This is a genomic window from Sphingosinicella sp. SM1-17 (genome assembly GCF_056821765.1).
The window spans coordinates 2783889-2806484 of the sequence record NZ_JBPDIO010000001.1; the positions used below are offsets into that span (position 1 = coordinate 2783889).

The 22596-nt window shown below is 63.9% G+C and carries 20 protein-coding genes and 1 tRNA gene; 12 read left to right on the forward strand and 9 right to left on the reverse strand.

What is annotated here, in order from left to right; translation table 11 throughout:
• Position 1: 1 nt before the first annotated feature.
• Both cphA and ACRYLT_RS13920 read right to left on the reverse strand, forming a co-directional pair.
• Positions 2 to 2788: a cyanophycin synthetase gene (gene cphA / locus ACRYLT_RS13915; RefSeq protein WP_482664686.1), complete on the reverse strand. Its 2787-nt coding sequence runs from the start codon at positions 2786 to 2788 to the stop codon at positions 2 to 4.
• A gap of 134 nt (positions 2789 to 2922) precedes the next feature.
• A tRNA-Ser gene (locus ACRYLT_RS13920) sits at positions 2923 to 3012 on the reverse strand.
• A gap of 188 nt (positions 3013 to 3200) precedes the next feature.
• Between ACRYLT_RS13920 and ACRYLT_RS13925 the strand changes: the two genes are divergently transcribed.
• The 9 genes from ACRYLT_RS13925 to mazG all read left to right on the forward strand — a co-directional run bounded on the left by ACRYLT_RS13925 (position 3201) and on the right by mazG (position 11795).
• A complete protein-coding gene (locus ACRYLT_RS13925) occupies positions 3201 to 4202 on the forward strand; it encodes a lytic murein transglycosylase (RefSeq protein WP_482665452.1) in 1002 nt (333 codons plus the stop codon).
• Positions 4203 to 4228: 26 nt separating this feature from the next.
• The gene (locus tag ACRYLT_RS13930; RefSeq protein ID WP_482665453.1) at positions 4229 to 5395 is read left to right on the forward strand and encodes a D-alanyl-D-alanine carboxypeptidase family protein; all 1167 of its coding nucleotides are present in this window, start codon (positions 4229 to 4231) and stop codon (positions 5393 to 5395) included.
• Between the two features lie 13 nt (positions 5396 to 5408).
• Positions 5409 to 6026 (forward strand): dTMP kinase, encoded by a 618-nt coding sequence (gene tmk, locus ACRYLT_RS13935; RefSeq protein WP_482664687.1) that lies wholly within the window; start codon positions 5409 to 5411, stop codon positions 6024 to 6026.
• Complete coding sequence (locus ACRYLT_RS13940) at positions 6023 to 7012, forward strand: DNA polymerase III subunit delta' (protein WP_482664688.1); 990 nt, start codon at positions 6023 to 6025, stop codon at positions 7010 to 7012. The genes tmk and ACRYLT_RS13940 overlap by 4 nt, the downstream gene beginning before the upstream one ends.
• 65 nt (positions 7013 to 7077) lie before the next feature.
• Positions 7078 to 8637, forward strand: coding sequence for a methionine--tRNA ligase (gene metG, locus ACRYLT_RS13945; protein WP_482664689.1), 1560 nt, complete (start codon positions 7078 to 7080; stop codon positions 8635 to 8637).
• Positions 8638 to 8715: 78 nt separating this feature from the next.
• The gene (locus ACRYLT_RS13950) at positions 8716 to 9492 is read left to right on the forward strand and encodes a TatD family hydrolase (RefSeq protein WP_482664690.1); all 777 of its coding nucleotides are present in this window, start codon (positions 8716 to 8718) and stop codon (positions 9490 to 9492) included.
• Between the two features lie 43 nt (positions 9493 to 9535).
• Positions 9536 to 10303, forward strand: a complete 768-nt coding sequence (locus ACRYLT_RS13955) for an MBL fold metallo-hydrolase (RefSeq protein WP_482664691.1) — start codon at positions 9536 to 9538, stop codon at positions 10301 to 10303.
• A complete protein-coding gene (locus tag ACRYLT_RS13960) occupies positions 10300 to 10986 on the forward strand; it encodes a retropepsin-like aspartic protease family protein (protein WP_482664692.1) in 687 nt (228 codons plus the stop codon). The genes ACRYLT_RS13955 and ACRYLT_RS13960 overlap by 4 nt, the downstream gene beginning before the upstream one ends.
• Before the next feature lie 41 nt (positions 10987 to 11027).
• A complete protein-coding gene (mazG, locus tag ACRYLT_RS13965) occupies positions 11028 to 11795 on the forward strand; it encodes a nucleoside triphosphate pyrophosphohydrolase (RefSeq protein WP_482664693.1) in 768 nt (255 codons plus the stop codon).
• Here the strand turns inward: mazG and hflX are convergent.
• The 5 genes from hflX to dusB all read right to left on the reverse strand — a co-directional run bounded on the left by hflX (position 11792) and on the right by dusB (position 18385).
• The gene (gene hflX / locus ACRYLT_RS13970) at positions 11792 to 13099 is read right to left on the reverse strand and encodes a GTPase HflX (protein WP_482665454.1); all 1308 of its coding nucleotides are present in this window, start codon (positions 13097 to 13099) and stop codon (positions 11792 to 11794) included. The two genes, mazG and hflX, sit on opposite strands and share 4 nt — an antisense overlap.
• The gene (gene hfq / locus ACRYLT_RS13975) at positions 13096 to 13593 is read right to left on the reverse strand and encodes an RNA chaperone Hfq (RefSeq protein WP_482664694.1); all 498 of its coding nucleotides are present in this window, start codon (positions 13591 to 13593) and stop codon (positions 13096 to 13098) included. Before hfq ends, hflX begins: the two co-directional genes overlap by 4 nt.
• A gap of 68 nt (positions 13594 to 13661) precedes the next feature.
• A complete protein-coding gene (gene ntrX / locus ACRYLT_RS13980; RefSeq protein WP_482664695.1) occupies positions 13662 to 15050 on the reverse strand; it encodes a nitrogen assimilation response regulator NtrX in 1389 nt (462 codons plus the stop codon).
• Between the two features lie 6 nt (positions 15051 to 15056).
• Entirely contained in the window at positions 15057 to 17306 is a 2250-nt protein-coding gene (locus ACRYLT_RS13985; protein WP_482664696.1) for a sensor histidine kinase, read from the reverse strand.
• An 80-nt stretch (positions 17307 to 17386) separates the two neighbouring features.
• Positions 17387 to 18385: a tRNA dihydrouridine synthase DusB gene (gene dusB / locus ACRYLT_RS13990; protein ID WP_482664697.1), complete on the reverse strand. Its 999-nt coding sequence runs from the start codon at positions 18383 to 18385 to the stop codon at positions 17387 to 17389.
• Between the two features lie 65 nt (positions 18386 to 18450).
• Between dusB and ACRYLT_RS13995 the strand changes: the two genes are divergently transcribed.
• Positions 18451 to 19620: a bifunctional 2-C-methyl-D-erythritol 4-phosphate cytidylyltransferase/2-C-methyl-D-erythritol 2,4-cyclodiphosphate synthase gene (locus tag ACRYLT_RS13995; RefSeq protein ID WP_482664698.1), complete on the forward strand. Its 1170-nt coding sequence runs from the start codon at positions 18451 to 18453 to the stop codon at positions 19618 to 19620.
• A gap of 43 nt (positions 19621 to 19663) precedes the next feature.
• The gene (locus ACRYLT_RS14000) at positions 19664 to 20188 is read left to right on the forward strand and encodes a CinA family protein (RefSeq protein ID WP_482664699.1); all 525 of its coding nucleotides are present in this window, start codon (positions 19664 to 19666) and stop codon (positions 20186 to 20188) included.
• Here the strand turns inward: ACRYLT_RS14000 and ACRYLT_RS14005 are convergent.
• Both ACRYLT_RS14005 and lipA read right to left on the reverse strand, forming a co-directional pair.
• Entirely contained in the window at positions 20134 to 20610 is a 477-nt protein-coding gene (locus ACRYLT_RS14005) for a type II toxin-antitoxin system RatA family toxin (RefSeq protein WP_482664700.1), read from the reverse strand. The genes ACRYLT_RS14000 and ACRYLT_RS14005 overlap by 55 nt on opposite strands.
• Complete coding sequence (gene lipA, locus ACRYLT_RS14010; protein ID WP_482665455.1) at positions 20610 to 21539, reverse strand: lipoyl synthase; 930 nt, start codon at positions 21537 to 21539, stop codon at positions 20610 to 20612. The genes ACRYLT_RS14005 and lipA overlap by 1 nt, the downstream gene beginning before the upstream one ends.
• 96 nt (positions 21540 to 21635) lie before the next feature.
• Here lipA and ACRYLT_RS14015 point away from each other — a divergent pair, with 96 nt between their 5' ends.
• Entirely contained in the window at positions 21636 to 22595 is a 960-nt protein-coding gene (locus ACRYLT_RS14015) for a sodium-dependent bicarbonate transport family permease (RefSeq protein ID WP_482664701.1), read from the forward strand.
• The last annotated feature ends 1 nt before the right edge of the window (position 22596 follow it).

Below are 22596 nucleotides of genomic sequence, written 5' to 3' on the forward strand. Positions count from 1 at the left end.
CCTATTCAGCCGCGTACAAGGGTTGATGGACGACCGAGTGGTCGAGCTGGGACGGAACGAACTCGCACACTTGCTGCCAGGCCGCAAAGACATCGGAAGGGGTGATGACCAGCAAGTCGCCCTGCCTTCCGGCCCGAAGCGCCGCTGAGGTCGCTTCACGCTCCCCGGCAATCAGATGGAGCCGATCCGGTCGAGCGCCGCTTTTCAGGGCACCCTGCTTCAGCAGGTTCATGATCTCGCCGCGGGGCCGTCCGCGAGTGGACGGATCCTCCCGAAAGTAGAGCTCGTCGAAGATGCCTGCGGCAATCCGTCCAACCTCCAATATATCCTCGTCCCGCCGGTCGCCGGGGATCGAGATCACGCCCATCGTTCGCCTGTAGCGGTGCCTCAGGCCGTCGATCAGCTCTCCCAGAGCGGAAAGACCGGCGGCATTGTGGGCGTAGTCGACGATGATCCGGAATCCGTGCGCATCGTGAACGTTCAGGCGGCCGGGATTCTGTTCGAAACTCGAACGGAAGGTGGCGAGCGCGGAGCGGATCGTCAGCAAAGGAACATCATGAGCGACGGCGATCGCGCAGGCGGCAAGTGCATTGGCGACGTTGAAGCCGGCAGCGCCATGCAAGGTCGCGGGAATGTCCGCAGCGGGCATGATCACTTCGCGCCGTCCGCCATGATGGAGGATGATGCAGCCGCCTTCAGGCCCTGGCTCGCGAACCACGGCACGGCGGCCGGCGTCGATGTGCCGGCGAAGGCAATCCGGCATGTTGTCGCCGCCTTTCAGCGAGAACCAGATGATCTCGCCTCCTACCCGGCGCGCCATCTTGGCCGTGAGACGGTCGTCGGCATTGAGGATGCTTGCGCCGCTTCGCGGCACCGTCTCGGCGATCAGCGATTTGACATAAGCGAGGTCTTCAAGCGTATCGATACCGTTGAGACCCAGATGGTCCGCGGAGACGTTCAGAACGGCGGCAATGTCGGCCTCGTCGAAAGCCAGGCCTTCGCGCAACAGCCCCCCGCGCGCGGTTTCGAGGACCGCAACGTCGACGCTCGGGTCGCGAAGCACCATGCGCGCACTTCGCGGTCCAGTCGCATCGCCTTCGGAGACGAGCACGTCGTTGACGTAGACTCCGCTGGTCGAGGTGAGGCCGACCGTCACGCCGGTGTAGCGCAGGATATGGTTGACCATCCGCCCGACCGTCGACTTGCCGTTCGTGCCGGTGATGGCGATGATCGGGATCCGGCCACGTGAACCGCGCGGAAACAGCATGTCGATCACCGGACGGGCAACGTCGCGGGGCGGCCCCTCCGACGGCTCCAGATGCATCCGGAAGCCGGGAGCCGCATTGACCTCGATGATTCCGCCGCCCGTCTCGCGAACCGACTTGCTGATATCCGGGGCGATGAAGTCGATCCCGGCAATGTCGAGGCCGATGATCGCTGCAGCCCGGCGCGCGATCTCCAGGTTCTCCGGATGGATATCGTTGGTCCGGTCGATCGCCGTTCCTCCGGTGGAGAGGTTTGCGGTGGCACGAAGGTCGACCTTCTCGCCGAGCGCCGGAACGCTGTCGATGGTGAGTCCCGAGCGCGCGATGAACTCGACGAGGTGGGCGTCCACCTTGATCTTCGTCATCACCTTTTCATGACCGTCGCCGCGACGCGGGTCCTGGTTCACCTTTTCGATGAGCTGAGCGATGGTGCTTTCGCCGTCTCCGACCACCTGGGCAGGTACTCGCTCGGCAACCGCCACGACCTGACCATCGACGACAAGGATGCGGTGATCCCGACCGCTGAAATATTGCTCGACGATGACCTGGCGGCCATGTTCCCGGGCCAGCTCGAAACCGAACCGAAGCTTGGCCTCGTCGTCTATTCCGGTGGTGACTCCGCGGCCGTGATTGGCGTCGAGCGGCTTGGTCACGAGCGGCCAGCCGAGGCGCCGTGCTTCACGCAGGGCTTCATCGATACTCCGGACCACCATTCCCCGAGGCACCGGAAGCCCGCTATCGGCAAGAAGCTTCTTGGTGAGATTCTTGTCGCCGGCGATTTCAACCGCGACGAACGAAGTTCTGCCGGTGATGCTGGCGCGAATGCGTTGCTGCCGCCGGCCGTATCCCAGCTGGATAAGACTCTTGTTGTCAAGTCGAACGATAGGAATGCCGCGTCGGGTAGCTTCGTCGAGCAGCGCCTGAGTGGTGGGCCCGAAACTCGTCTCCCGCACCAGACGCTTCAAAGCTTCGAGCCGCCCTTCCAGTGTGAACTCGCCGTCGGCTTCATGGATCTTTTCGAGACCCTCGACCCCGCGAAGCTGGTCCGGGAGCAAAGAATCGACGAGCTCGAGCGCGAACCGCCCGGCCGCAAGGGCAACCCGATCGTCGCGATAGGCGAACATGACATTGTAGCGCCCTGGGTGCCCGCTGACCGACCGAGTCTTGCCTCGAGTGACGGTGTCTCCGGCAAGAGTCTGCAGCTCAAGCGCAACATGCTCGACGACATGGCCGAGCCAGGTTCCTTCCTTCAGCCGGCGGACGAATCCGCCGCGGCGGCCGTAGGAACAGCCATGCCGATCCAGCCCGGGCAACGTCTCGAGCAGGCGATCGGCGAAGCCATCGATGCGATCGGACGGCCAATCCTCCATCCGCCCCAGATCGACCTGGATCCGGACCATCGGGGTGTGACTGTAATAATGGGGCCCCCTGTAGACGCCGGTCTCGATCACCCTGACGGGCTGAGTCAGAAGCCGGGTCGCGGCGTCCGTTTCGGCACCGAAGAATAGCGGTCCGTCCCCCACAAATGTCTCCTGCACGCGGATCCCCGCGCCGGGCCGCGCAAGGACGAGGATTATCGTGTCGCCTCAAACGGCTAGAGATGATTGGGGTTCCGGAACAGTTGGCTGATTCAAGTTAGAAAGGGAGCCCGCTGCGGTGGCGGACAGGGTGGGATTCGAACCCACGGTGGGCGTGAACCCACGGCGGTTTTCAAGACCGCTGCCTTAAACCACTCGGCCACCTGTCCAGATGACCGCGGATAGCCCCGGCGCGGCCATACGTGCAAGCCACGCGCTCTTATGCTTTCACCTTGCGGACAGCACGTGTCATATAGGGGCCGGAGGAAGAGGACGAAGTATGCGTATCGGAAAGACGGTTCTTGGAGCGGCCCTGCTGGTAGCGGGATTCCCGGCGGGGCGCTTGGGTGACGGGACGATGCTGGGTTTCCCCGAAACGCCGGCAATGGCTCAGCCAAGCGGCCTCAGCCAAGCCGGATTCCAGGCCTATCTGCCACGGCTCCGAGCCGAAGCCGAGCGCGCCGGGGTGAGCCGGGCGACGATCGAACGAGTCTTTCCCGAACTCACTTTCTCTCCCAGGACGATCGAGCTCGACCGGGCCCAGCCGGGCGGTAGCAGCGGAAGCACGGCGACCCCGCCCTTTGCGCCTTATCGCGCTCGCCATCTCACGTCCGCCCTGATCGATCGCGGCCGCCAACGCTATTCGGCCAATATCGGGCAGTTGAACGAGATCGGACGTCGCTACGGGGTGCCGCCTTCCGTCCTCGTGGCGATCTGGGGCAAGGAGACGAGCTACGGATCGATCATGGGCGATTTCGACCTCCTCAACTCCCTTGCGAGCCTGGCCTATGAGGGCCGCCGCCGCGAACTCTTCACTCAGGAATTCATTGCCACGCTGAAGATGATGGATCGCGGCTTTCCTCGCTCGCGGCTACGCGGGAGCTGGGCCGGCGCGACCGGCCAGTCGCAGTTTCTCCCGTCCGTCTACATTCGTCTGGCGGTCGACGGTGACGGCGACGGGCGGGCCGACATCTGGGGAAGCCAACTCGATGCGCTCGCCTCGATCGCCAACTATCTGCGCAGCGCCGGCTGGCGGCCGGGGCAAAGCTGGGGCGTCGCGGCGCGAGTGCCTGCCGGCTTCGATCGCGCCTCGGTGGCCAACCGCCTGCGTGCTCCACGCTGCCCGCGCGTGTTCGAACGCCACAGCCGCTGGTTGACCATGGCGGAATGGCGGCGCCGGGGAGTCGTACCGCTCGGCAGCGGCATCCCGGACGATGCGATGGCCTCGCTTCTCGAGCCTGACGGCCCCGGCGGAACCGCCTATCTGTTGACCAACAACTACCGCACGATCCTCGACTATAACTGCTCCAACTTCTACGCCTTGACCGTCGGCCTGCTCGCCGATTCGGTTTCCCGCTAAAGGCCCGAGGAACGACCTGAACTATGCTGCGCAAACCTCTGTATCTGCTTGCCTTCACATCCGCGATCAGCCTTCCGGCCACGGCTTCGACGCCGCCGTTCGAGACCGCGGCTCCGATCGCCTACATGGTCGACCTGTCATCCGGCGCCATATTGTACGCCAAGGACGCCGAGCGCCGGATCCCTCCCGCCTCGATGGCCAAGATGATGACCACCCATGTCGTGTTCGATCTGCTGAAAAGCGGCGAACTGCAGCCGAACCGGATGTGCACGGTCCGTCCGGAAACCTGGCAGCGCTGGCACGGGCCCGAGGCAGGTTCGACCATGTTCCTTTCGCCCGGCGAGCAGGTCAGCGTGAGCAACCTGCTCCACGGGATCGTCACCCTTTCGGGCAATGACGCCACCGTCGTGCTCGCCGAGTGCATTTCCGGCACCGAAGCGGCCTTCGTCGCGCTGATGAACCGGGAATCGCGCGAACTGGGGCTTCGCAATTCGCACTGGGGCAATCCGGTCGGATGGCCGGACAATGGCGTGACCTACACCACCGCGCGGGACCTGGCGACGCTGGCCGCCGCAACCATCCGCAATCATCCTGAACTCTATCGCGAATATTACGGCCAGCGTGAGTTCACCTGGGGCCGGACGTTGGGGGGCAACCAGCCGATTACCCAGGGCAATCGGAATCCCCTGCTCGGACGGGTTGCTGGTGCCGATGGCCTGAAGACCGGCCACACGGCCGAGGCAGGCTACGGCTTTACCGGCTCGGCCGAACAGAATGGCCGGCGGATCGTCATGGTGGTCGCGGGGCTCGACAGCTTCAATCAGCGGATCGAGGAATCGGTCAAGTTCATGGACTGGGGTTTCCGCGCCTGGCAGACTCGGCCCCTGCTCCGCCAGGGGGAGAGAATCGGCGAGGCCCAGGTCCAGCTGGGTGACGACGACAGCGTCGGACTGGTGGCGCCGCGCAACCTTGCCGTAACCTATCCTTCGGGGCTCGGGCAGAATGTCAGGGCGCGGATCGTCTATCAGGGGCCGGTAAAGGCTCCGATCCAGCAGGGGCAGCATATCGCCGATCTGCACGTTCAGGTGGAAGGCATGCCTGCCCAGGTGACGCCCTTGCTTGCCGAGCAGGCCGTTGGCGAAGCGGGCTTCTTCCGCCGGATCTGGACAGGGCTGAAGAGCCTGTTCGCATGAATGGCGGCCGAGCGTGACCGGCCGTTTCCTGACACTTGAAGGTGGGGAAGGGGTCGGCAAATCGACCCAGCTCAGAGCTCTTGCCGAAGCCCTTCGCGCCCGCGGCCTCGAGGTGATCGAAACCCGCGAACCCGGCGGGAGCGCTGGCGCCGAGGCCATCCGGAATCTGCTGCTGCACGAAGTGGAATGGACTCCACGGGCCGAAGCGCTGCTGTTTGCGGCGGCTCGGGCCGATCATGTCGAACGCAAGATCAAGCCCGCACTCGCCGCGGGGCAATGGGTGGTCTCCGATCGCTTTCTCGACAGCTCGATTGCCTATCAAGGCGGCGCTGGCGGCCTCGGCTTCGAGGAGATCCGCCGATTGCACGATTTCGGGAGCAAGGGATTCATGCCGGATCGGACGCTGCTGCTGCGGCTTCCCGAGGCGGAGGCAAGCCGCCGTGCCGAGGAACGCGACCGCAATGGCGCCGACCTGATCGGAAGTCGGGGTCCAGCCTATCACAGGGCCGTCGCTGCCGCGTTCGATCGTCTCGCCGATGAAGAGCCGGACCGCTTTCGAATCGTCGAAGCGACGGGGAGGCCCGAAGAAGTGACGGCGCGCTTGATCGCGGCGATCGAGGATCTGCTGTGATTCCGCTCCATGGCCACGACCGGGCGGTGGCGGCCTTTCGAACCGGTCTGGACAGTGGCCGGCTCCATCATGCCTGGCTGATCACCGGTCCGGAAGGGATCGGCAAGGCGCTGTTCGCCGACAAGGCCGCGTTGCGGGTTCTCGCCGAAGGGGCGGGACCACCGATCGACGCTGCCGGACTCGACGTTCCGGGCGAGCATCCAACCGCCCGATTGGTGGCGGCCGGAAGCCATCCGGACCTGGTGCGTCTGGAGCGCCTTACCCGCGAAAGCGGTACCGATCTCGCACGATCGATCACGGTCGATCAGGTTCGGCGACTACAGCGGCTATTCGCCACGACGCCCTCCCTGTCGCCATGGCGGGCGGTCGTGATCGATTCGGTGGACGATCTCGAGCGGAACGCCGCCAACGCCCTGCTCAAGAACCTGGAGGAACCGCCACCCAGCACGCTCTTCCTTCTCGTCAGCCATTCTCCCGAGCGGCTTCTGCCGACGATCCGATCGCGCTGCCGAGTGCTTCGTCTCGCACGCCTCGACAGTGCCGCCATGGCGTCAGCCTTACGCACGGCCTTGCCCGATGCCGACGACGAGGAGATCCGGGCTCTCATCGAAGTGGGGGAGGGGGCGCCCGGCCGAGCCATCGCCTACCGCGGACTCGACATCGACTCGCTCGACCGGATGCTGGCCGAACTGGTGAGAGAGGGCGATCCGACCAACATCAGGCGGGCCGCGCTTGCCCAGAGCCTTTCGCTCAAGTCGGCGCAGCCGCGCTACGAGGCCTTTCTCGTCCGGGCGCCCTCCCTGATTGCCTCGATCGCGAGGGAGCGACGGGGAAGTTCGCTTGCGGAGGCGCTCGCCTTGTGGGAGCGGGCGACGTCCCTGGCAGCGAATGCCCGGCGGCTGTCGCTCGACACGCAGAGCACCGTCTTCGAACTGGCCGGCCTTCTTGCCGCCCTTGCGCCAGGGAAACAGGGGAGGGCCGCCTAACGAGTGTGCGAACCGCTGGGGAGGGGCTTTATCGGTCGGCCCATCCCCGCTAGGCGCGAGTGCAAATGGGCAAGCCTTTCTACATCACCACCGCGATCAGCTATCCGAACGGTCGTCCGCATATCGGGCACGCTTACGAGGCGATCGCCACCGACGCCATCGCCCGCTTCCAGCGGATGCGCGGCCGCGACGTCTTCTTCCTGACGGGCACGGACGAGCATGGCCTGAAAATGGCTCAGGCCGCGCGCGAGCGAGGCGTCGAACCCGGTCAGCTCGCGAGTGAGATGTCCAGTTATTTCCGAGAGATGGACGAGAAGCTGAATATCTCGTTCGATCGCTTCATCCGAACGACGGAACCGACCCACCACCGGGCCAGCCAAGCCATCTGGAAGGCGATGGCCGACAAGGGCGATATCTATCTCGGCCGCTACGAGGGCTGGTACTCGGTTCGCGACGAGGCCTATTATGACGAAAAGGAGCTGATCACCGCCGACAGCGGCGAGCGCCTGTCGCCCCAGGGCACGGAAGTGGAGTGGACGGTCGAAGAGAGCTGGTTCTTCCGACTTTCCGCCTATCAGGACCAACTGCTCGCTCACTATTCGGCCCATCCGGACTTCATCCGGCCGGAAAGCCGCCGCAACGAGGTGCTTCGCTTCGTCGAAGGCGGATTGTCGGACCTGTCGATTTCCCGGACCAGTTTCGACTGGGGCGTCAAAGTCCCCGGCAGCGACAATCACGTCATGTACGTCTGGCTGGACGCCCTGACCAACTACCTGACCGGGATAGGCTATCCAGATGGCGGCGAGGCCTGGGAGAAATACTGGCCCGCCGACGTGCATGTGATCGGCAAGGACGTCGTCCGTTTCCACGCCGTCTACTGGCCCGCTTTCCTGATGTCGGCGGGCTTGCCGCTGCCGAAGCAGGTGTTCGGCCATGGCTGGCTTCTGTCGCGCGGCGAGAAGATGTCCAAGTCCGTCGGCAACGTCGTCGACCCGAACGATCTCATTCGTCTCTTCGGCGTCGACCAGCTGCGCTATTTCCTGCTTCGGGAGGTCACCTTCGGCCAGGACGGCAGCTACAGTTCGGAAGCGATCGTCAACCGCGTCAATGCCGACCTCGCCAACAGCTTCGGCAATCTGGCGCAGAGAACTTTGTCTTTCATCGCAAAGAATTGCGACGGGATACTCCCAGTCGACGGCAAGGGGGATCCTGCCGACGAGACGTTGCTGAACCTCGTACGCGACGTCTGCCGCCGCGATCTGCCCGCTCATTTCGACGCTCTTCAGTTGTCGCAGGGCATCGAAAGCTGGCTGAAGGCGGTCTTCGCCTGCAACCAGTATATCGATGCTCAGGCGCCGTGGAGCCTGCGCAAGTCCGACCCGGAGCGGATGAATGCGGTGCTGGCAACGCTTTTCCAGGCGATCCGCGACTTGGCCATCGCCATCAGCCCGGTCGTTCCGGCATCGGCAGCGAAGCTGCTCGACCTGATGGGCATTCCCGAAGCTGAGCGGGGCTATGGAGCGCTCGAGGATGCCGCCAGCTACCAGCGACTGGCCGCTTCCGGATTCAGGCTGGCGGCGCCGACGCCCATCTTCCCCAAGCTGGAGCTGCCCGCCGAGGCGTGAGAATGATCGAACCGTCATGTCCCTCGATCGCCCGCAGCAACGGTGACGCATTCGGGTCGGGACGCTACAGGCGTGACCATGTTCGTCGATAGCCACTGCCATCTGAACTATAAGGGCCTGATCGAGGATCAAGCGGGCGTACTCGAACGCGCAAGAGCGGCGGGCGTGACCCGGATGCTCAACATTTCCACCCGGGCCAGCGAATGGGACTCGGTGATCGCCACCGCGGAGCGCGAACCCGACGTCATGGCGTCAATCGGTATCCACCCGCACGAGGCAGACCTTCACCCCGACGTCCAGGCCGAAATCCTGGTCGAGAAAGCCGGCCATCCGAAGGTGATCGGCATCGGCGAAAGCGGCCTCGATTATTATTACGACCATAGCGATCGCGAACGGCAGCGGCAAAGCTTCCGGGCGCATATCGCCGCCGCCCGCGCAACTCAGCTACCGTTGATCGTCCACACGAGGGACGCTGAACAGGACACGTTCGAGATCCTCGCCGAAGAGATGGGGAAGGGGCGCTACCCGGCGCTGATCCACTGCTTCACCGCCAGCGCGGATTTTGCCGACAAGGTCCTGGAACTGGGACTGTTCATCTCGATCTCCGGGATCGTGACGTTCAGGAATGCCCGCGAACTTCAGGAAACGGCGAGGACAATTCCCCTCGAGCGGCTGCTGATCGAGACCGACTCACCTTTCCTGGCTCCGGTGCCGCACCGGGGGAAGCCCTGCGAGCCGGCCTATGTGGCCGATACTGCCCGGTTCCTGGCAGAGCTGAGAGGCGAGTCGCTGGACTCGCTGGCGGCCGCAACGACCGACAATTTCCATCGGCTGTTCGCCAAGGCCGCGGCATGAGGCGAGGGGGCTGCCGCCCACTTCAAGCTGGGAAGGGCAAGCCATGAAGCTTCGCATTCTCGGCTGCGGTACTTCGTTCGGAGTGCCGCGGATCGGCAATGACTGGGGCGAGTGCGACCCCGCCGAACCGAAGAACCGTCGCCGGCGTGTTTCCATCTGCGTCGAGCATCAGGAGTGCCGGATTCTCGTCGACACGGGGCCGGATCTTCGCGAGCAACTTCTCGACGCGGAGATCTCGAACCTGGACGCCGTGATCTGGACTCACGACCATGCCGATCATTGCCACGGGATCGACGATTTGCGCGCGATCTTCCATCATCGTGGTTCACCCATTGCCGGCTATGCGCGGCCGCAGACGCTGGAGGTCCTGACCCGACGCTTCGACTATATTTTCGACGGGAGCGCTGCGGGCTATCCCGCCATCGTCGATGTTTCGCCGCTTCCCGAGGGGTTCGAGATCGGCCCGATCCAGGTCCGCGCCGTCGATCAGCCGCACGGCGAGATCACAAGCGCTGGGCTTCGGTTCGACGCGGGCGGCAAATCGGTCGGCTATTCCACGGATTGCAACGCCCTGACCGCTGAAATGGCCGAGCTTTTTGCGGGGGTTGACGTCTGGGTGGTCGATGCGCTCCGCCGCCGGCCGCATCCGACCCATCCCCACCTGGAACAGGCGCTGCGATGGATTGGCGAAATCCGCCCGGGCCGCGCTATATTGACGCACATGGACAACAGCATGGACTATCGGACCCTCGCGGCCGAGCTGCCGAGCGGAGTCGAGCCCGGCTTCGACGGTTTGGAGATCCAGCTGTGAATGATGGCGATCAAGCCGTTCATTTCATTTATCTTATCGGGGTTCTGGTCCTCGTCGTCAGCGCCTTGATGGTGCGCCGAATACCGATCGCGCAAGGCCTGAAGATGTTCATCGGCTGGGTGCTCATCTTCGGCGCCGCCTTCGTCGTCTTCACCCTGAAGGACGAGTTCCTGGCGCTTGGAAATCGGGTGCTGCTCGAGACTCGCGGCGGTGTGGAGCAACAGAGCGAAGCCGGAGAGGTGCGCGTGCGCCAGTCGCCGGACGGGCATTTCTGGGTCAACGCCGAGCTGAACGGCGAGCCGGTGCGCTTTCTGGTCGACAGCGGTGCGACGACGACGAGCATTTCGCGGGAAACGGCCCAGCGGGCGGGCATCGAGCCGAGCCGCGGCTTCGGGGCGATGGTACAGACAGCGAACGGCATCGTCGTGGTCGACCGAGGTCGGGCGCAGTCGCTGAAGGTCGGGCCGATCGGCCGACGCAATGTCGCGGTCCACATCTCGGACGCGTTCGGCGACCTCAATGTCATCGGAATGAACTTCCTTTCGAGCCTGTCGGGATGGAGCGTCGAAGGAAGAACCTTGATCATGCGCTCCGGCCAGGCGCGGGAATCGTCGGAAGGATCGGAGACGGCGGCTTCCAAAGTCCTGCGCACAACGGCCGGGCCGTCGCGGCTCGCTTCCTGATCGACCTGGATTTAACATAATGTATATTATCGGACTTTGTCATGTCCTCATCTGACGCTCTTTCTGCCCCGGCGGCCCTCGCCGAACTGATCGACGTCATGGCCCGATTGCGCGACCCGCAAGATGGTTGCGAATGGGACCGCGAACAGACGTTCGAAACGATCGCGCCTTACACGATTGAGGAAGCCTATGAGGTCGACGACGCTATTCGCCGCGGCGATATGGCGGCGCTGAAGGACGAGCTCGGCGATCTTCAGCTTCAGGTCGTCTATCATTCGCGGATTGCGGAGGAACTCGGCGCCTTCAGTCTCCATGACGTCCTTGTCTCGATCGTCGGGAAGATGATCCGAAGACATCCCCATATCTTTTCCGACGCCCGACAAAGCCCGGGCTGGGAAGCGCTCAAGGCCGCCGAGCGCGAGGACCAGGACGATCGCAGCGCGCTCGCCGGCGTGGCCCTCGCCCTTCCCGCCCTCAAGCGCGCGGAGAAGATCCAGCGGCGGGCCGCCCAGGTCGGCTTCGACTGGCCGGATGCCGAAGGGCCGCGGCAGAAGATCGACGAAGAGCTTCAGGAGATCGAGCAGGCGGAAAACGACGCTGAACGGGAATCAGAGGTCGGCGACCTGCTCTTCGCCGTCGTGAACTATGCTCGTCACCTCAAGGTCAATCCCGAGACGGCTCTTCGAGAGGCGGTCGCCCGGTTCGAACGGCGTTTCCGCAAGGTAGAAGAATTGTCCAGCAAGCCACTGAAAAATATGGATATTGTTGAATTAGAAGCGCTTTGGCAGAAGGCCAAGAAGCTGGTCTAGGCGCGCTCCGTCTGGCGCGCCTTGAACCGAGCCCAATCGGTGTCGGACAAGCGGACCTCCAGCCGGTTCCGGATGCCGTCCTGCTGCTGGCTCAGAACCTCTCCATGAGCGTGGAGCCAGGCCATCGCCTCGCCGTCGCTTGCGTCGAGAGTCACCGTGCGCACCGGTGCGCCCTTGCGCAAATGGTTTGCGGCACAGGCCAATAGAGCCTCCACGCCCTCGCCGGACAATGCCGAGAGCACAACGACATCCTCTCGGCGAGCCGCTTCGGAGCGAACCCGTTCCGCTTCCTCGCCGGCGAGAGTGTCGATCTTGTTCCAGGCTTCGATGAGCGGTGCGCCGCCTTCGCGGACGGCACCGATCTCCTCCAGGACTTGCTCGACGTCCTGCCGCTGCGCGTCGCTGTCCGGGTGAGAGATGTCGCGGACATGGACGATGAGGTCGGCGGCAACGACCTCCTCCAGTGTCGCTCGAAAGGCCGCGACGAGCTGGGTCGGCAGTTCGGAAATGAAGCCCACCGTATCGGAAAGAATCGCCTTGTCGATGCCCGGAACGTCAATCTCCCGCATGGTCGGATCGAGAGTCGCGAAAAGGAGATCCTCCGCCAGCACCTCCGCTCGAGTCAGCCTGTTGAACAGGGTCGACTTGCCGGCATTGGTGTAGCCGACAAGGGCAATGACCGGCCACGGAGCGCGCTGGCGGCGGGCTCGATGGAGGTTGCGAGTTCGGGACACCTGTTCGAGCTCTCGTCGCAGTTTGGCCATTCGATCCCGGATCAGTCGCCGGTCCGCCTCGATCTGGGTTTCGCCGGGCCCGCCGAGGAAGCCGAAGCCACCGCGCTGCCGCTCAAGGTGAGTCCAGGACCGGACGAGTCGGCCAGCCTGATAGTCGAGATGGGCCAATTCCACCTGCAAGCGGCCCTCCGAAGTCGCGGCGCGTTCGCCGAAGATCTCCAGAATCAGTCCGGTCCGGTCGATGACCTTTGCCTTTGTCTCATCTTCAAGATTCTTCTGCTGGACCGGGGAAATGGCCCCGTCGACGATCAACAGCTCGGCTTCGGCAAGCCGGACGGCTTCGGCAATCTGCTGGACCTGGCCTGATCCGAACAGGGTTGCCGGACGCGGCTGCCGCACCCGGAAATGCAGCTTCTCCTCGACCTCGATACCAATCGCCTCGGCAAGCCCCGCCGCTTCCTCGAGCCGGGCCGAAATGTCGCGCTTCGCCTCCCTGCCGAGATCGGGCAGGGCAATCACGGCCCTGGCCCCGCGTGCGAACTCGGAATCGTCGCGATTGAAAACGCTCAGGCTTCGGACTCCTCACCTTGCGGATCGACCAGGCTGACCGGATGTTCAGGCTGCACCGTCGAGATGGCATGCTTGTAGACGAGCTGGGACAGACCGTCGCGCTCCAGGAGCATGCAGAACAGGTCGAAGGCGGCGATCTCTCCCTGGAGCATGACGCCATTGACGAGGAACATCGTCACCGGTTCGCCTGAACGGCGAACCGCGGTGAGGAAGACTTCCTGCAGCAGCGTCGGCTTCTTCTTGTCGAGCTGCTCCTCGAACAGCTTGCGAAGTTCGCCAAGGTCGACCGGCTGCGCCGGCATGATGGTCGATATCGCGTGCTTGTAGATCAGCTGCGCCTGCCCGTCCCGCCGGAGCAGCACCGAAAAATTGTCGAACCAGGTGATGATCCCTTGCAGCTTGACGCCCTTGACCAGGAACATCGTCACCGGCGTCTTGGTCCGCCGAAGCGTGTTGAGGAACATGTCCTGCAGGTTGTTGACCTTGTCGGCCATTCTCATTCTCCCGCACCCGCACACGCGATCCGTGGCGGGAAGCCAATATCACGCCCACCGCCGCGAAGCTATTCGCCGCCGTCGCCGCGCGTGTCGCCAAGGCCAAGGGCCTTGAGCTTGCGATGCAGCGCCGACCGCTCCATGCCGATGAAGTTCGCCGTGCGCGAGATGTTCCCGGAGAAACGCCGGATCTGAACTTTCAGATATTCGCGCTCGAAGGTTTCACGCGCTTCGCGAAGCGGTGTGCCCATGATGGCCTTGACGGCCTCGCTCGGCGTGAGCTGCGTCTGCTCGTCCAGTATTTCCGGCGGCAGCATGTCCATCTCGATGCAGCCGATGCGGTCTCCGGGTGCGAGGATCATCGTCCGCTCGATGACGTTGCGCAGCTGGCGGACATTGCCGGGCCAGTCATAGGCCTGAAGCGCCGCCATGGCGTCAGCCGATACGCGCGGTGTCGGCACGCGCTGGTCGGCCGCATAACGGGCAGCGAAATGATCGACCAGCGCCGGAATGTCCTCCCGCCGCTCGGCAAGCGCTGGCAGGTGGACGGGCACGACGTTCAGACGATAATAGAGATCTTCGCGGAAGCGACCGCCGGCTATCTCCTCCGGCAGGTTTCGCGCCGTCGAGGACACGACCCGCATATCCACCTTTACCGTCCGCTGTCCCCCCACCCTCGTGAAGCTCTGATCGGTAAGCACGCGAAGAATCTTGCCCTGGGTGGAAAGCGGCATGTCCGCGATTTCGTCGAGGAACAGGGTTCCGCCATGGGCTTGCTCGAGCAAACCGGGACGGGAAAGCTCGCCGCCCTCCTCCACGCCGAACAATTCCTCCTCCACGCGCTCCGGAGTCATCCGAGCCGCGGTGACGACGATGAACGGTCCCACCGCCCGAGGGCTCCAATTGTGGAGCAAGCGGGCCGCGACTTCCTTGCCGACCCCCGCTGGACCGGAAACCAGCACTCGGCTGCCGGTTGCGGCGACTCGCTTCAGCGTTGCCCGCACATTGTTGATCGCGGCGCTTGAGCCGGTCAGCTCCATGTCGTTGCCGACCTGCTGCCGAAGCGCCTCATTTTCGCGCCGGAGCCGCTCCGTCTCGGTCGCACGGGCGACGAGGTGAACGAGGTGCCCCGCTTCGAACGGCTTCTCGATGAAGTCGACCGCCCCCTGCCTGATCGCCGCGACCGCCGTGTCGAGATTGCCGTGACCCGATATGACGAGGACCGGAAGCGAGGGATCGCGCCGCTTCATCTCCTCCAGAAGCTGGAGCCCGTCGAGCTTGGAGCCCTGCAGCCAGACATCCAGCAAGGCGAGCGACGGTCGCCGATCGGCCAGGGCCTGCAACGCCTCGGTGCTGTCCGCGGCGGTGCGGGTCGTATAGCCCTCGTCTTCGAGTACGCCCGAGACAAGATCCCGGATGTCCTGCTCGTCATCAACTATGAGGATATCCAAAGCCATATATAATCAGCCACTTGCTACATTGTCTTCAGTGTGCCTCGCGGTCGTCCCGCGAAGCCGGCCCAGGACCTCCGGATCGAACAGGAACCGGATGATGGAGCCACCTCCCGGCCGATCGTCGAACTCCATCTGACCGAAATGTTCCTCCACGATCTTCTTGACGATGGCGAGCCCCAGTCCCGTTCCCTTCACCCGAGTCGTCATATAAGGCTCCGTCAGGCGACCGCGTTCCGTGGGGAGGCCGACTCCGGTGTCGCATACCTCGATTGCGAGCTTGCCCTCCTGCTCTCGGATAACCATCGCAACCCGCTCCCGTCCTTCGGAAGAACCTTCCTGTTCCTGCTTCTGCTGGATCGCTTCCACCGCGTTCTTGACGACGTTGGTCAGCGCCTGACCGAGAAGCCGCCGGTCGCAAACCAGTCGAACGGGAGATTCCGGCGCGTCCAGGAAGAAATCTATTTCCGGATGAGCGACCTCGTGAAGGAACAGGGCCTGGCGCGCGATTTCCGTCAGCGGCTCTTCCTGGAAGGTCGGCTTCGGCATTCGCGCGAAGGAGGAGAATTCGTCGACCATCCGCCTGAGATCGCCAACCTGCCGGACGATGGTTCCGGTCAGACGCTCGAAGGTGGCCGGGTCGGACTTCACCTCATCGGTGTAGCGGCGCTGGAGCCGCTCGGCAGCGAGCTGGATCGGTGTCAGCGGATTCTTGATCTCATGGGCGATCCGTCGAGCCACGTCGGACCAGGCGGCGCGCCGCTGATCCAGTAGCTGCTCGGTGATGTCGTCGAAAGTGAGCACGTAGCCGCCCTTCACCTTCACGGTCTTGACGGCGAGGGTGCGCGGCTCACCCGTCGACGCGAACTGGATGATGTCCTCCCGACCCTCGGCGCTGAGCTGCCGGTCGAGTTCCGGAGCCAGATCCGCAAGCTTCTGGCCGACCGGACTCTGGCCTCCGGTCTTCAGAAGGGCTTCGGCCGAGCTGTTGATCAGTTGGACGACATGATCTTCGCCGACGGAGATGACGCCAGCAGTCACGCCGGAGAGCACGGCCTCGATGAAGGCGCGGCGACTCTCAAGCTGGGTGTTGGCCGTTCTGAGTGCTCCCGTCTGCTCCTCGAGCCGCCGGGTCATCCGGTTGAAAGCACTGCCGAGGGTCGCAATCTCGTCCTTGGTGTCGGTGACCGGGACCCGCACCGACAAATCGCCAGCAGTGACATGGCGGGCCGCGTCCACCAACTGCCCCATCGGTCGCACCAGCCGCTCGGCCAGCTTTAACGCGATCCAAATCGATATTGCGACGATCAAGAGAGAAACGAGCAGGAGAATCGCGTTGAATCTCAGCTGAAGATCGCGCGACCGATTGAGAGTCCGGGCATAGGCACTCGCCGCGCTTTGTGCCTCGCGCCACTGCTGGAGCGCGGCCTCGTTCAGAGCACGCGAAATGTAGAGATAGATCTCCGCACTTGGATCGAGTTTTATCACGGCTTCGATGCGATCGCCGGCATCCGTCACCACGCGGGGCTCTCCACCGCTGAGGGATTGGCGCACTTGTGGAGGCAAGCGCCGCTCCAGCGGTCTGCTATCCAGGTTGACCAGCGCTTGGATCTGTAGTTCGCCGCTGCTGCTAACGGAGATGATGGCTGCTTCGCTGAGATCACGCAGAACGACCTGGCGGAACAATGCCTCTTGGAAGATCGGGCTTTCCAAGCCGAACTCATTGATATCGGCGACAACGTCGCCACCCATCGCGATCAGCTCTCTGGTGATGCGCTCTTTATTCTCGTCTACATAGATCTGCGCGACTCTCCCTGAGCTTTCGAGTACGGTCCGCGCTCTCTCCGAAAACCAGAACTCGACGCCGCTCTGGAAGAGCATCGACGCAAAGATGACCACAAGCACCGTCGGAACGCTGGCAATGACAGAGAAGATCGCCACCAGTCTCACCGGCAAGCGGCTCTTCATCCCGAGCGGCGACTTCGCCGCCCGGCGCTTGGCAAGACGACGAGCCAGAAGGACCATGAGCGCCATCGCTGGCACGAGTGTCGCGACCAGCAGCATCGCCACCATCGGAGGCTTGAGCAGCGAGCCGCTCTCCCTGCCGGTAACCGCGTGATAGGCCACGGCAATGGTCGCGAGCAGTGCGACAAGGGCAGCGACTTCGATGAGCGGAATGAAGCCGTGACGTCGGAAGGTCACTGCGAGACGTCGCCGCCAGCGCGGCCGGGTGTCGACTTGAATCGCTGCTTCGGCGTTCACAGCGCGGCTCTAGCACATCAATGTGGCACAAAGAACACAGTCTTTGAGCCACTCACCGCAGTGCAAGCCGGTCCGGTCGCTCAGGCGGCGGCCTTGCTGAGCCAGGGAGCGTAGAAATCGCGCAACATGGCACGGGCCCTGCCCGGGTCACCTTCCTTGTTGAAGGCGTTGCGGAATTCGGCAGAGCCGTGCAGGCCCTTGGTGTACCAGCCGATATGCTTGCGCGCGCAATTGACGCCAATCACCGGACCATAAAGTTCGAGCATGGCGTCATATTGCTCGATGATGACGGCAAACTGCTCGTCGAGGCTCGGGTCCGGCAGACGCTGGCCGGTGCCGAGCCAATGCATCACCTGCCTGAGCAGCCAGGGTCGGCCGTAGGCGCCGCGCCCGATCATCACCCCATCCGCGCCCGACAGTTCCAAGGCGCGATCGGCATCCTCGATCGAGTTGATATCGCCATTGGCGATCACCGGCACCGTGACCGCTTCCTTGACCTTGCGAATGAATGCCCAGTCGGCCTCGCCTTTGTACATCTGGCACCGGGTGCGGCCATGGACCGTGATCATCCGGACTCCGAGATCCTCGGCGATTCGGGCAAGCTCCGGCGCGTTGAGGCTGTTATGGTCCCACCCCATGCGCATCTTGAGGGTGACCGGCACCTGCACGGCCCGGACCGTCGAATCGATGATCGCCGCGGCAAGCTTCAGGTCGCGCATCAGCGCAGATCCCGCATCGCCATTGACGACCTTCTTCACCGGGCAGCCCATGTTGATGTCGATGATGGCGGCGCCGCGATCCTCGTTGAGCTTCGCGGCCTCGGCCATTTCGATGGGGGAGCAGCCGGCAAGCTGCATCGATACCGGCTCTTCGACCGGATCCCAGGCCGCCTTCTGGAGCGACTGGCGGGTTTCGCGAATGGCCGCCTGGCTGGCGATCATCTCTGTCACGGTGAGACCTGCGCCATAGCGTTTCACGAGCCGGCGGAACGGCATGTCGGTGACGCCGGTCATCGGCGCCAGAATGACTGGCGTTTCGATCCGAACGGGACCGATCTCGATGGGTTTCAGGCGCGGCATGGGCTTCGGGAGATAGGGTGAAAGGCGCTGGCGGGCAAGGTTGGGCTCGGCTAGTCGGGCCGGCGATGGAGAGTCGGGGCATAACGGCGGCACTGATCGTCGCGGCCGGCAGCGGCAGCCGCGCCGGCGGAGGCGCAGGCACTTCGCCCAAGCAGTACCGACCGGTCGGCGGGCACCCCGTGCTTGCCCATGCCGTGCGATCCCTCCGAGTTGAGGGTGTCGATCTCATCCAGGTGGTCATCGGTCCCGACCAGGAGGAGGCCTTTCACGAGACCGTCGGCCGTCTCGACCTCCCCTCACCTGTTTTCGGCGGAGCCAGCCGGCGTGAATCGGTCAGGAACGGCCTAGAGGCGCTTGCTCGTTGCGACTCGGTGGATCGGGTTCTCATCCACGACGCTGCCCGACCCTTTGTCCCCTCCCCGGTGATCGGGCGATTGCTGAAGGCGCTGGAGACCAGTGACGGGGCCGTTCCCGTGCTGCCGGTGGTCGACACCCTCGCCAGGGCAAAGAATGCGCTTGGTGAAACCGTGCCTCGCGACGAGATCGTCCGCGTGCAGACACCGCAGGCCTTTCATTTTCCCGAAATCCTTCGGGTGCATCGCGAATGGGAACGGGGCGAAGCGACGGACGACGCCCAGATGGCGCGAGCGGCGGGTCTCACCGTTGCAACGGTGACCGGAGACACGATGCTGGAGAAGCTGACCTACGAACCGGATTTCGACCGCGCCGAGCGTTGGTTGGCTGCCTCCAGGGTGCCGCGCACCGGCATGGGCTTCGATGTCCATCGGTTTGGTGCGGGCGACGCAGTGTGGCTGGGCGGGATCCGGATCCCCCACGATCGGGGCTTGGTGGGGCATAGCGATGCCGATGTCGTCCTTCACGCCTTGACCGATGCGCTGCTCGGCGCCGTCGGCGCCGGCGATATCGGGGATCATTTTCCGCCAAGCGATCCACGGTGGCGTGGCGCGGACTCGGCGCTGTTCCTGGAACATGCCCGCGACCTGGTGGAGGCGCGACACGGAGAGATAGCGCATGTCGACGCCACGATTATTTGCGAGACTCCGCGAGTCGGTCCGCACCGACAGGCGATGCGCGAGCGGATTGCCGGATTGTTGCGGCTGCCCCTGGAGCGGGTTAGCATCAAGGCAACGACGACGGAGCGGCTCGGCTTCACCGGGCGCGGCGAAGGAATCGCCGCCCAAGCGATCGCAACTATTCTCGTGAGGGAGAAATGATGAACCCGCCGTGCTTCGTCACCGCTCTTGCGCCTTCGGCGGCATGAACTCGTCCAGGCATCTCCTTCCCGATGAACTCGTCGAGCTCGGCCGGCGTGTCCTGGAAGAAAATCGCGCCGCCGGCCGAACGATCGCCGTGGCGGAAAGCTGTACGGGCGGTCTCGTCGCCGCCGCTCTGACCGAGGTTCCCGGCAGTTCCGACATCTTCCAGGCCGGCTTCGTCACCTATTCGAACGAAGCGAAGATGGACCTTCTCGGGGTTGCCCGTGACGTGATCGAGACGTTTGGAAGCGTTTCCGTCGCCGCCGCCTGGGCGATGGCCCAGGGTGCCCTCAAGAAGAGCGGCGCCGACGTGGCAGTGGCGATCACCGGGATCGCCGGACCCGGCGGAGGATCGGAACTCAAGCCCGTCGGAACGGTGGTTTTCGCCCGCGCCGAACGTGATGCCGATCCGAAGGAGATCGTTGCCGACCGCAAGAATTTCGGTGACCTTGGACGCGCTGGCGTCAGGTTTCAGGCGGCGGTCTGCGCGCTCGAATTGCTGCTCCCGGGAAGCTCGGAGCCATAAAGCGAGTCCGCCCGTTCCTCGAAAGCCCCGATCATCCGGCGAAGCGCCCGGTCAAACATCTGGCCGGCCAGGCTTTCGAAAATCCGGTTCTTGAAGGCGAAGTCGACGCAGAAATCGACATGGGTGCCCCCTTCGCCGTCCGGTTCGAAGCGCCAGCTGTTGTGAAGATATTTCAGCGGGCCTTCGATATAGTCGATGGTAATCTCGTTCGGCCGCCTCTTGTGCACCCTGGACGTGAAGGTTTCCTTCAGCGCCCTGAAGCCGACGACCAGATCGGCGATCATTTCCGTGTCGCTGTCTGACCGGACCCGGACGGCGGCGACCCAGGGCAGGAAATGCGGATAGCTTCCGACGTCCGCGACCAGGTCGAACAGCTGCTCCGGACTGTAAGGTAGATGCCGCTTCTCGGTGTGACGCGGCATCAGACCGGCTGCAGCGCTGCCAGCCTCGCCTCGCGGGCTGCCTTCATCTTGGCGAAATCGTCGCCGGCGTGATAGCTGGAGCGCGTCAGCGGGCTTGCCGCCACGAGAAGGAAGCCCTTGGCGCGAGCGATGGCCGAATAAGCGCTGAACGCCTGCGGCGTAACGAACTCCTCGACTTTGGCGTGGCGAGGCGTCGGCTGGAGATACTGGCCCATGGTGAGGAAATCGACGTCGGCCGAACGCATGTCGTCCATCACCTGATGGACCTCCAGGCGCTGTTCGCCGAGGCCGACCATCAGCCCTGACTTGGTGAAGATCGACGGATCGTGGCGCTTCACGCTCTCGAGCAACCGCAAAGAAGCATAATATCGCGCTCCCGGGCGGATCGTCGGATAGAGCCTCGGTACCGTTTCGAGATTGTGGTTGTAGACGTCGGGGCGAGCGGCAATGATCTTCTCCACCGCCGCTTCAGATTTGTTGCGAAAATCCGGAGTCAGAATCTCGATTGTGGTCGAAGGCGTGTTTCGCCGCAAGGCCTCGATAACCCGAACGAACTGCATCGCGCCGCCGTCTGGCAGGTCGTCGCGGTCGACACTGGTGACGACGATATGCTCGAGACCGAGCTCGGCGGCGGCAACGGCGACATGCTCCGGCTCCATCGGATCCACGGGTCGAGGCATCCCCGTCTTGACGTTGCAGAAGGCGCAGGCGCGCGTGCAGGTGTCGCCAAGGATCATCACCGTCGCGTGCTTCTTGGTCCAGCACTCGCCGATGTTCGGGCAGGCGGCCTCCTCGCAGACGGTGGCGAGATTGAGACGGCGCATCAGCTTGCGGGTTTCGGTAAATCCGGCACTTACCGGCGCCTTGACCCGGATCCAGTCGGGCTTTCGCTGCCGCGGCACGGCCGCGAGGGGATCGGCTTCGCTCATGGCGGCGAGATAGCGATTGTCGCACCGTCTTGCCACCCCTCCCCGCCCCTTGATGTGGTCTTGTCGCAACAGGGAGCGGCGGCTAGCGCGCGGACCATGGATACAGTGATCGCGACACTCAGCTCGCCGGTGGTGTTGTTCTTCGTTCTCGGGCTGGGTGCGGCCTTCCTTCGTTCGGATCTCACCATTCCCGACGCCGTTGCCAAGGGCCTCTCCATCTACCTGATGATCGCGATCGGCCTCAAAGGCGGGGTCGAAGTCTCCAAGACCGGGTTCACCCCGGAGCTTGGAGTCGCTGCGCTGGCCGGCCTCGGGCTCAGTTTCGCGCTGCCGTTTCTGGCCTACACGATCCTCACTCGCTTCGGTCGGGTCGAGCCCGTCAACGCCGCAGCGGTCGCCGCCCATTACGGATCGGTCAGCGTCGTGACCTTCGTCACCGCATCGGAAGTCCTGAGCCGCGGCGGCCTTGGGCCTGCCGGCTACATGGTCGCCGTCCTCGCCCTCATGGAGACTCCGGCGATCGTCAGCGGGCTAGTGCTGGCCCGCCGAAGCGGCGGCATGGACCGCACCGGTTCGAGCGCCCTGATGCACGAAGTCCTTCTCAATGCGTCGGTCGTGCTCCTGATCGGCAGCTTTGTCATCGGATTCGCTGCCGGGCCGGCCGGCTTTGCTCCGATCGCACCGGTCTTCGACACTTTGTTCCGCGGACTGCTATGCCTGTTCCTGCTCGACATGGGACTCATTGCGGGACGCCGGTTGGTCGAGAATCGCTCGCTGACTCATCGAACGGCAGCGCTCGCCATCGCTTTTCCTCTTCTGAACGGCACGATCGGAACATTCGCCGGTGCGTTGATCGGGCTGGACGTCGGCTCGACCGCCGCGCTCGGCATTCTTGCGGCCAGTGCCTCCTATATAGCGGTTCCTGCGGCGATGCGCCTTGCGCTCCCGCAAGCTGATCCGGGCCTGTATCTGTCGATGTCGCTGGGCGTAACCTTCCCTTTCAACATCATCCTCGGCATACCGCTGTTCGCAATGCTGGCACGGATCGTTTCATGAA